Source organism: Micromonospora sp. NPDC007271, from assembly GCF_040634005.1.
GTDB lineage: Bacteria > Actinomycetota > Actinomycetes > Mycobacteriales > Micromonosporaceae > Micromonospora.
The window spans coordinates 26,624-36,577 of sequence record NZ_JBEYER010000081.1 but is presented as its reverse complement, the minus strand read 5'-3'; the positions used below and the strand labels follow the sequence as shown (position 1 = coordinate 36,577).

Genomic DNA, 9,954 nt, shown 5'->3' with positions numbered 1-9,954 from the left:
GGTGCCCATTTCCTTGGCCATGGCGTCGATGTTGATGTTCTTGCCCTGGACGGAGGCCGGCCGCCCGGCCTCGGTGGGCCGAACCGGGTGGGTGACACCGCCACGTCGCCACCGGGCGGAGCCCGCCTCATAGGATGGGCGCTCTCGACGGGAGGAGCGACGCCATGACGCGGGTACGACGCGACGGCGGCGCGCGCGGCGCGACCCGCACGCCGCGCGCCGGGACGGCGCGGTGACGCCGCGCGGGTGGGCGCTGCTCACCCTCGCCGGGCTCGTCGTCGCGCTGGTCGTCACCGCCGCCCTGCTGGTGCCCTGGCACCGCCCGCCCGCCCCGCGCGCCGACCAGCTCGCCGCGCTGCGGTCCCTCCCGGTCGACCAGGTGGCCCGGGGCCGGGCGTTCCACGCCGCGTTGCGCCCCGCCGGGTACGCGTCGCTGGCCGTCGGACTGCTGGTCGCGCTCGCGCTCGGGCTGACCCCGCTCGGCAGTCGTCTGGTGGAGCTGGCCGGCCGGCCACTCGGCGGGCACTGGATCGCCCAGGCGGTGCTCGGCGGGCTGGCCGTGATGCTCCTCGCCGACCTGCTCACCCTGCCGTTCGCCGCCTGGCGGCACACCGTGCTGGTCCGGTACGGGCTGAGCACCCAGGGCTGGGGCGGCTGGGCGGTGGACCTGGCCAAGTCGTACGCGGTCACCGCGGTCATCGGCGCGCTGGTCCTGCTCGGCTTCTACTCGGTGGTCCGGCTCGCCCCGCGCTGGTGGTGGGCGTTCGGCGCGGCCGGCGCCGCCGGGCTGGTGGTGCTGCTGTCGTTCGTGCTGCCGGTGCTGGTGGAGCCGGTGTTCAACCGGTTCACCCCGATGGAGCCCGGCCCGCTGCGCAGCGAGCTGATGAGCATGGCCGCCCGGGACGGGGTGCCGGTCCGCGACGTGCTGGTCGCCGACGCGTCCCGGCGCACCCGCGCGGTCAACGCGTACGTCTCGGGCCTGGGACCCACCCGGCGGGTGGTGGTCTACGACACCCTGCTGCGCGAGGCCACCCCTGAGGAGGTGACCAGCGTGGTCGCCCACGAGTTGGGGCACGCGAGGGACCGGGACGTCTGGATCGGGACGCTGGTCGGGGCGCTCGGTGCCGCCGCCGCGGTGGTGGCCCTCTATCTGATCGGCTCCTGGCCGCCGCTGCTGCGCCTGGCCGGGGTCGAATCGATCTCCCAGCCAAGGGCGTTCCCGCTGCTCATCGCGTTGATCAGCGTGGCCGGGCTGGTGGCCACCCCGGTGCAGGCGCTGGTCTCGCGGCAGGTGGAGGCGCGGGCCGACGCGCACGCGCTGGCGCTCACCGGCGACCCGGCAACCTTCGTGGCGATGCAGCGCCGCCTGGCCGGGGTCAACCTGGCCGACCCCGACCCGCCCCGCTGGGAGTACCTCTGGTCGGCGTCCCACCCGTCCACCGTGGAGCGGATGGCCGCCGCCCGCGCCTACGCCAGGGAGATCGGCAGATGAGCCGGACCTTGCTGATCACCAACGACTTCCCGCCCCGCCCCGGCGGCATCCAGTCCTTCGTGCACAACCTCGCCGTGCGCCAGCCACCGGGCTCCGTGGTGGTGTACGCGTCGAGCTGGCGGGGAGCCGCCAAGTTCGACGCCGATCAGCCCTTCGAGGTGATCCGGGAGCGCACCCAGGTGCTGCTGCCCACCCCGCTGATCGCCCGCCGGGCGGCGCGGCTGGCCCGGGCGTACGACTGCGACACGGTGTGGTTCGGCGCGGCGGCCCCGCTCGGGCTGCTCGCGGCGGGGCTGCGCCGGCGCGCGGGGATCCGTCGGGCGGTGGCCCTGACCCACGGGCACGAGGCCGGTTGGGCCGTGCTGCCCGGCGCCCGGTCCGCGCTGCGCCGGATCGGGCGGGGCCTGGACGTCACCACCTACCTGGGGGAGTACACCCGCACCCGGCTGGCCCGGGTGTTGGACGGGGTGACCGAGTTGCGCCGGCTCGCGCCGGGCGTCGACGTGGAGACCTACCACCCGGCCGTGGACGGGGAGCGGGTGCGGGTGCGGCTGGGCCTGGCCGACCGGCCGGTCGTCGTGTGCGTCTCGCGTCTGGTGCCGCGCAAGGGGCAGGACATGCTGATCCGGGCCATGCCGGAGATCCGCCGCCGGGTGCCCGACGCGGCGTTGCTGATCGTCGGCGGCGGGCCGTACCGGTCGACGCTGGAGAAGTTGGCCCGGCAGGCCGGCGTGGAACGGGACGTGGTCTTCACCGGGTCGGTGCCGTCGGCCGAACTGCCGGCCCACTACGCCGCCGGCGACGTGTACGCGATGCCCTGCCGTACCCGCAACCGCGGCCTGGACGTGGAGGGCCTCGGAATCGTCTACCTGGAGGCCAGCGCGACCGGGCTGCCGGTGGTGGCCGGGAACTCCGGGGGCGCGCCGGACGCCGTCCGCGAGGGGGAGACCGGGTACGTGGTCCGGGGTCGGAGCGTGGCCCAGCTCACCGACCGGGTGGCGACGCTGCTCGCCGACCGGGACCTGGCCCGCCAGCTCGGCGCCGCCGGCCGCGCCTGGGTGGAGAAGGAGTGGCGCTGGGAGGCCCAGGCCGAACGGATGGCCGACCTCCTCGCCGGCTGACCCCGGTCCGGTGCGGCTCCGCCCGCCCCGCGCTCTGGGCACTGTCTCTGTGACAGCCTCTGGAGCTGATGTCCAGACGATTCGGCTGCCGTGTCGGCGGGCCGCCGGGCTGCCGGTTCTGCCGCTCGGCATGCCTCCGCCCGACGTGAGTCGGTTGCGCTGTCAGCTCGAAAGGCGGTCGTGAGGTGACTGCCCCTCGGCTGCGGCGCGGGGTTCAGGCCGGGAGGTTGAGGAACTGCGCGGCGGGGGCGGGGCGGCCGAAGTGCCAGCCCTGCCCGGCGTCGCAGCCGATCGCGCGCAACCGGTCGGCCTGGTCGCCGGTCTCCACGCCTTCGACGGTGACGGTCAGGTCGAGGGCGTGGGCGAGGGAGACCAGCGAGGCGAGGATCCGCTCGTCGGTGCGGCTGCGCGGGTCGTCCGCCGGGGCGCGCAGCCCGGCCACGAACTCGCCGGCCACCTTCAGCTCGGTGACCGGCAGGTCCCGCAGGTACGCCAGGTTGCAGTAGCCGGTGCCGAAGTCGTCGATGGCGAGGCGTACCCCGAGGTCGTTGAGCACGCGCAGGGCGCGTACCGGCTCCTCGACGGTGCTCATCATGGTGCTCTCGGTGATCTCCAGCTGGAGTCGCTCCGGGGGGAGCCCGGTCTGCCCGAGCACACCCTGCACCTCCTGCACCAGGCCGGGCCGGTGCAGCTGGCGGACGGCCAGGTTGACGCTCACGAACGGTGCCCCGTCGCGCCCCGCCGGCCAGCGCCGGGCCTCCCGGCAGGCCTCGGCGAGCACCCAGCTGCCCAGCCGGACGATCAGACCGGTCTCCTCGGCCAGCCCGATGAAGCTGTCCGGCCGGAGGACGCCCCGCTCCGGGTGGCGCCAGCGGACCAGCGCCTCCAGGCCGAGCACCCGGCCGTCGCGCAGCGAGGTGAGCGGCTGGTAGTCGAGGTAGAACTCGCCCCGGTCCAGGGCGGCGGGGATGGCCGCGGAGAGCGCGTACCGGGCCAGCTCGCGGCGGTTGCGGTCGGCGTCGAAGATCGACCAGCGGGCGCCGCCGGCCGCCTTGGCCCAGTGCAGGGTGCTGTCCGCGGCCCGCATCAGCTCCATCGGCGTGGTGCCGACCACCGGCCGCTCCACGATGCCGATGCTGGCCGACACGGTCAGCTCGTGCCCGTCGACCAGCGCCGGCTCGCTCACCGCCGTGAGGGCGGCCTCGGCGACCTTGACCGCGTCCTCGGTGCAGCCGGTGCGCTCGACCAGGATGACGAACTCGTCCCCGCCGAGCCGGGCCACCAGGTGCTCGCCGAGGGCCTGGCGCAACCGCTGCGCCACCGACACCAGCAGCGAGTCGCCGACCTGATGGCCGAGGGTGTCGTTGACCACCTTGAACCGGTCGAGGTCGAGGAAGCAGACCCCGACCCGGTCGGCACCCCGGCCGGGCTCGCCGAGCGCGGCGGTGAGCCGCTCGGTGAACAGGGCGCGGTTGGGCAGGCCGGTCAGCGGATCGTGGGTGGCCTGGTGCCGGAAGCGGGCCTCGCTGTCCCGCAGCGCCCGTTCGGCCTGCGCCCGCGCCATCATCGCGGCCCGCCGGATGGCCTCCTGCTCGTCGAGGGTCCGGTCGCGCAGCGCCCGAGCGTACCCGGTGGCCACCGTGGCGAGCAGCCGGGCCATCCGGTCCTCGACCTCGTCGGCGACCAGGCCGAGGTCACGGATCAGGCGGAGCTGGATCACCTCGATGGTGCGGCCCAGCGCCTCGGCGGAGGCGATGTGCGCCTGCACCAGCTCGGCGCCGACCTGCTGGCCGACCCGCAGGTCGAACGGCTCGGTGCGGAGCGCCGCGGCCAGCCGCTCGGTGAGCTGCTGGAGCAGGGCCTCCAACTGGGCCTGGGTCATCGGCAGGTAGCTCGTCCCGGTAACCGCCTTGGCCCAGGCCCGTGCGAAGCTGTCGGGGCAGGAGCGGGTCACGGCGGTGGCGCCGTCACCCACAGAGCCGCCCGACGCCGCCCAGGAAGACCGCCTGTTCGGCGTTCTCCGCCTGCTCCGGGGTCTCCGGGCGCCACTGCGGCACCCAGACCACGCCCGGGTCGGTCAGCTCGAAGCCGTCGAAGAGCGCGGTCAGCTCGGCCCGGCTGCGGATGAAGAGCTGGCTGTCGGTGCGGCGGTAGACCTGCTCGGCCTCGGCCCGCTCGCCCGTCGCGGTGCGGCCGTCGTCGCTGGCCTGCGACATGACCAGGTAGCTCCCCGGGGCCAGGGCCGCCCGCAGGGTGCGCAGGATCTCCTCCGGCCGGTCCGCGTCGGGGATGAAGTGCAGCACCGCCACGATCATCACGGCGACCGGCTGGGTGAAGTCCAGCAGCCGGTTGACCTCGGGGTGGCCGAGGATCGCCGCCGGGTGGCGGAGGTCCTCCCGGACCACCGTGGCCCGGTCGTTGCCGGCCAGGATCTCCCAGCTGTGCGCGACCGCGACCGGGTCGACGTCGACGTAGACCACCCGGCACTCTGGGTCGACCCGCTGGGCGATCTCGTGCACGTTCCCGACGGTCGGGATGCCGGAGCCGATGTCGAGGAACTGGCGCACCCCCGCCTCGGCCAGGAACTGCACCGCCCGGCGGAGGAAGGCCCGGTTGGCCTGGGCCATCAGCGGGGCCTCGGGCACGGCGGCCACCATGGCCTGGGCGGCGGCCCGGTCGGCCGCGAAGTTGTGCGAGCCGCCGAGATAGTAGTCGTACATGCGGGCCACGCTCGGGCGCTCGATGTCGATCGTGTCGGGTGCCCAGTCCGGCCGCTGCATCGCTATCGCCCCTTTGTGTCACAGCGCGCGGACTTGTCGCCCGCGCTGGCCATTCGGGTATTCTGCCCGCCCGTTCTCCCGGTGCAAAGACCGCCGTCGTTACGCGGTCGGTCCCTCACCGTGCGCGTTCAACGGGTGTCCGGAATGCCCGAGAGGCCCGGTCCGGGTCGCGGACGCGGGCCTCTCGTCGAGCTGTCGGGCGGCCGTCAGAACTTGGGCGCGTCCGGGGCCTCCAGCAGACCCAGCCGCAGCGCGGTCATCAGCGCCTGGGCGCGGTTGGCAGCGCCCAGCTTCTCGTACAGCTTGGAGATGTGCGTCTTGGCGGTCGACTCGCTGACGAACAGCTGCTTCGCGATGCCCGCGACGCTCATGCCGTCGGCGAGCAGCCGCAGCACCTGGCCCTCCCGCGGGGAGAGCTGCGGGCCGGACGGGGCCAGCCGGCGCTTCATCGCCTCCGCCAGGTCGGCCGCGGTGAACGCGCTGGGCGAGGAGGCGGCGTGCCGGGCGGCGGCCACCACCTCGTCGGCCGGAGCGGTCTTCGGCACGAAGGCGCTCGCCCCCGCCTCCAGCGCCCCGAAGAGCTGGTCGTCGCCGGCGTACATGGTGAGCACGACGATGCCCATCGACGCGCTGGACTTGCGGAGGGCGCGGGTCGCCTCCAGGCCGCTGCCGTCGGGCAGCCGCAGATCCATGATCACTACGTCCGGCTGGAGCGCGCCCGCCTGGCGTACGCCCTCCGCGGCCGTGGCGGCCTCGCCCACGACCTCGAACTGCCGGTCCCGCTCGAAGGCGTGCCGGAGCCCCTTCCGAATCAGGTCGTGATCGTCGACAAGGAGAACCTTGGTCCGGGTGGCCGGTGTCGGGCTGGTGGTCATCCTCGGGTTACTCCCCTTCTGCTGCTGCGCTGCCGCGCACCCTATCGCGCCGGGGCGAGGAGCCGAGTACCACCGCCACGGTTGTGCCGCTGGGCCGCCGTGGCCTGATCTCCAGCCGGCCCCGGATACGTTCCGCTCTCTCCGCCATGATCGCAAGCCCGTAGTGCCCGTCGGGGCGCTGGTCACCAATGCCGTGACCGTCATCCGACACTTCGATCTGAGCGTACGGGGGGTCCACCTCACACGTCACCCACAGGTTCGACGCCCCGGCGTGCTTGCGCGCGTTGGTCACCGCCTCCTGGGCGATGCGCAGCAACTCCGCCTCGGTGGCGGCGGGCAGCCGGGCGGTGGACTCGTCCAGCGACAGGTGCACCCGCAGCCCGCCGGACGCGCCGACGGTGCGGGCGTACTCGGCGATCGCGGCGGCCAGGCCGCCGTGCCGGTCCACCTCGCTGCGCAGCTCGAACAGGCTCAGCCGCAGCTCGGTGATCACCCGGGTGACCTCCTGGCGCAGCGTACGCAGGCTCTCGGCGGTCTCCTCGGCGTCGTCGTGCACGGTGGCCAGGGCGTTGTCGATGCCGTACCCGACCATCACCAGCTCCTGGGCGACCCCGTCGTGGATCTCCCGGGCCAGCCGCTGCCGCTCCTCGTTGGTGGCCAGCGACCGGACCTCGTCGAAGAGCAGCGCGGCCTCCAGCCGCAGCGCCGCCGGGCCGGTCAGCGCCGTCACCCGGGACACCACCGGCGGCGGGTACGCGTGCGCGGTGTCCGCCTCGATGACCACCAGGCCGACCGTCCGCACCCCGGCGACCAGCGGCACGATCAGCGCGGAGACCTCGCCGGAGTGCTGCGAGCGGGCCTGCGAGCGGGTCGAGGTCTGCGGCTGCTGGCTGGCCCAGGCGTCGGCGATCGCCGAGTCCGCGTCCAGCGTGGTCTCCCAGTCCACCCGGTCCGCGCCGACCTGGGCGAGCACCACCAGCCGGCCGCCCCCGCTGGCGGAGAGCACCGCACCCCGGTCGGTCTTGGCGACCACCCGCAGCTCCTCCAGCAGGTGCTCGGAGATGCCGCCCGGGTCCAGGGTGGCGCCGGGCAGTTGGCGGGCGACCGTGCGCAGCTGGGTCAGCAGCCGAGTGGCCTCCGCGTACGGCTGCGGCTTGCCCTCGCCGCGGACCCGCATCAACCGCTGCAGCATGCCGGCCGTGTAGAGGCCGAGGGCGGCCAGGATCAGCCACTGGGCACAGACCGCGAGGTACCCGAGCTGGCCGAGCTGCCGCCCGCCGCCGACCTCGGTGACGGCCGCGCTGACCAGCAGGGTGGCCGCGACCACGGCGAGCAGCGCCCCGCCCTCGCGGAACCGGCGGCGCAGCGCGGTCACGGTGACCGGCACGGCGAGGTACGGCAGCATCGCCGAGGCGCCCAGCCCGCCGGTCACCCCGCTCAGGTGGGCGTCGGCGGCGACCTTGCTGGCGGCCAGACCGAGGACCACCACCTCGGCGAAGCGGCTGAGCGGCCCGAGCAGCCGGTGCTGGGGGGCCAGCACGGCGGGCAGCCCGGCGAGGCCCAGCAGGGCGATCCACCAGAGCTGAGCCACGTCCTGGGTGGCGAACAGGGTCAGGGCGGCGACCAGCGCGAGGAGGACCACACGGGCGGCGACGGCGAGGGGCTGCGTCGGCGGCAGGACGGGTGTCGAGGCGGGCACGTGACGGATGGTAGTCAGCGCCGGTAGATTTCCGCGATCTCCGCCGCGTACGTCTTGTGCACGACCTGCCGCTTGACCTTGAGTGACGGGGTCAGCTCGCCGGTGGCCTCGGTGAAGTCCCGCGGCAGGATCCGGAACACTCTGATCGACTCGGCCTTGGAGACCGACTGGTTGGCCTGGTCGATCGCGCCCTGGATCTCGGCCCGCAGTTCCTCGTCGTCGCGCAGTTCGGCGACGCCGGTGGTCTCCGGTCGGCCGTGCGCGGCCAGCCACTTCGGCAGCGCCTCCTCGTCGATGGTGACCAGCGCCGCGACGAACGGCTGCCGGTCGCCGACCACCAGGCACTGGCTGACCAGCGGGTGGGCGCGGACCTCGTCCTCCAGCACCGCGGGGGCGACGTTCTTGCCGGCCGCGGTCACGATGATCTCCTTCTTGCGGCCGGTGATGCTCAGGTAGCCGTCCTCGTCGAGCTGGCCCAGGTCGCCGGTGCGGAGCCAGCCGTCCGGGGTGAGCAGCTCCGCGGTGGCCTCCTCGTTGCGCCAGTAACCCCGGAAGACCAGCTCGCCGGAGATCAGGATCTCGCCGTCGTCCTCGATCCGGATGGACACGCCGGGCAGCGGGCGGCCCACGGTGCCGATCCTGGTGGCGCTCGGCAGGTTCGCCGCGGCGGCGGGGGAGGTCTCGGTCAGGCCGTAGCCCTCGCAGATGTTCACCCCGATGCCCCGAAAGAAGTGCCCCAGCCGGGCGCCGAGCGGGGCGCCGCCGGAGATGGCGTCCCGGCACCGGCCGCCCAGCGCCGCCCGCAGCCTGCGGTAGACCAGCCGGTCGAAGACCGCGTGCTGGGCGCGCAGCCCCAGACCCGGCCCGGCGGCGGTCTCCAGCGCCTGGCTGTACGCGATGGCCACCTTCTCGGCCCGGTCGAAGATCTTCCCCTTCCCCTCGGCCTCGGCCTTCTGCCGCGCGCCGTTGTAGACCTTCTCGAAGACCCGGGGCACGGAGAGCACGAACGTCGGCTGGAACTCCTGCAGCTCGGCGACCAGGTTTTTGGTGTCCGCGCAGTGCGCCAGGGTGGCCCGGGCCTGCACCACGCCGATCTGGATGAGCCGGGCGAAGGCGTGCGCGAGGGGCAGGAAGAGCAGGGTGGACGCGCTCTGCCGGAACAGGTTCGGCAGCACCGGCACCGCGTTGGCGATGTCGGCGTACATGTTGCGGTGGGTCAGCATGCAGCCCTTGGGCCGGCCGGTGGTGCCGCTGGTGTAGATGATGGTGGCCATGTCGTCGGCCTTGACCCCGGAGCGGCGTACCTCGATCTCGGCCGGGTCGACCGACTCGCCGGCCGCGGTCAGCTCGTCGACCGCGCCCAGCTCGATCTGCCAGACCTGGCGCAGCTCCGGGAGCCGGTCCCGGACCCCGGCCACCAGGGTGGCGTGCGCGGCGGTCTCGACCACCGCGGCCACCGCCCCGGAGTCGGCGAGGATCCACGCGGCCTGATCGGCGCTGGAGGTCTCGTAGATCGGCACGGTGACCGCCCCGGCGGCCCAGATGGCGTAGTCGATCAGGGTCCACTCGTAGCGGGTGCGGCTCATCAGCGCGACCCGGTCACCGGGGGAGATGCCGGCGGCGACCAGGCCGCGGGCCACCGCGACGACCTCGTCGCGGAACTGCCGGCAGGTGACCTCCTCCCGGCCGCCGCCCGCGCCGCCCATCCGCCGGACGAACTGCACGGTGTCGGGGGCGATCTCGGCGTTTTCCCAGACCGGGCCGGTCAGGTTGGCCGCGTCGCCGACGGTGACGATCGGCGGGACGGAGAATTCGCGCACCTGCACTCCCTCGTGCTCGCACTGGCCGGCCGGGCCGTGGGTCGGCTCTGTCGAAACCTACCCGCCGGTGGGGTGGCCGCGGTGGGGAGGTTGCCGGCCCGGCTGGTGGATGCCGTACCGGCGGGTCCGGCGCGACGTCGGCGGGGTGGAGCGGGGCGGGCCGGGCC

At 74.3% G+C, this 9,954-nt stretch carries 7 protein-coding genes; 2 read left to right on the top strand and 5 right to left on the bottom strand.

The window, feature by feature from the left end:
• Window positions 1–232 precede the first annotated feature (232 nt).
• Both ABZ570_RS25185 and ABZ570_RS25180 read left to right on the top strand, forming a co-directional pair.
• A complete protein-coding gene (locus ABZ570_RS25185) occupies window positions 233–1,492 on the top strand; it encodes a M48 family metallopeptidase (protein ID WP_358068368.1) in 1,260 nt (419 codons plus the stop codon).
• Entirely contained in the window at window positions 1,489–2,613 is a 1,125-nt protein-coding gene (locus tag ABZ570_RS25180; protein ID WP_358068365.1) for a glycosyltransferase family 4 protein, read from the top strand. Before ABZ570_RS25185 ends, ABZ570_RS25180 begins: the two co-directional genes overlap by 4 nt.
• 214 nt (window positions 2,614–2,827) lie before the next feature.
• Here ABZ570_RS25180 and ABZ570_RS25175 read toward each other — a convergent pair whose 3' ends face one another.
• The 5 genes from ABZ570_RS25175 to ABZ570_RS25155 form a co-directional block, all read right to left on the bottom strand.
• The gene (locus ABZ570_RS25175) at window positions 2,828–4,495 is read right to left on the bottom strand and encodes a bifunctional diguanylate cyclase/phosphodiesterase (protein ID WP_358068380.1); all 1,668 of its coding nucleotides are present in this window, start codon (window positions 4,493–4,495) and stop codon (window positions 2,828–2,830) included.
• Window positions 4,496–4,580: 85 nt separating this feature from the next.
• A complete protein-coding gene (locus ABZ570_RS25170) occupies window positions 4,581–5,393 on the bottom strand; it encodes an SAM-dependent methyltransferase (protein ID WP_358068362.1) in 813 nt (270 codons plus the stop codon).
• Window positions 5,394–5,599: 206 nt separating this feature from the next.
• Window positions 5,600–6,268, bottom strand: coding sequence for a response regulator transcription factor (locus ABZ570_RS25165; protein WP_007072219.1), 669 nt, complete (start codon window positions 6,266–6,268; stop codon window positions 5,600–5,602).
• 7 nt (window positions 6,269–6,275) lie between these two features.
• Window positions 6,276–7,967, bottom strand: coding sequence for a GAF domain-containing sensor histidine kinase (locus ABZ570_RS25160; protein ID WP_358068359.1), 1,692 nt, complete (start codon window positions 7,965–7,967; stop codon window positions 6,276–6,278).
• A gap of 14 nt (window positions 7,968–7,981) precedes the next feature.
• Complete coding sequence (locus tag ABZ570_RS25155) at window positions 7,982–9,787, bottom strand: AMP-binding protein (protein ID WP_358068356.1); 1,806 nt, start codon at window positions 9,785–9,787, stop codon at window positions 7,982–7,984.
• Window positions 9,788–9,954 lie beyond the last annotated feature (167 nt).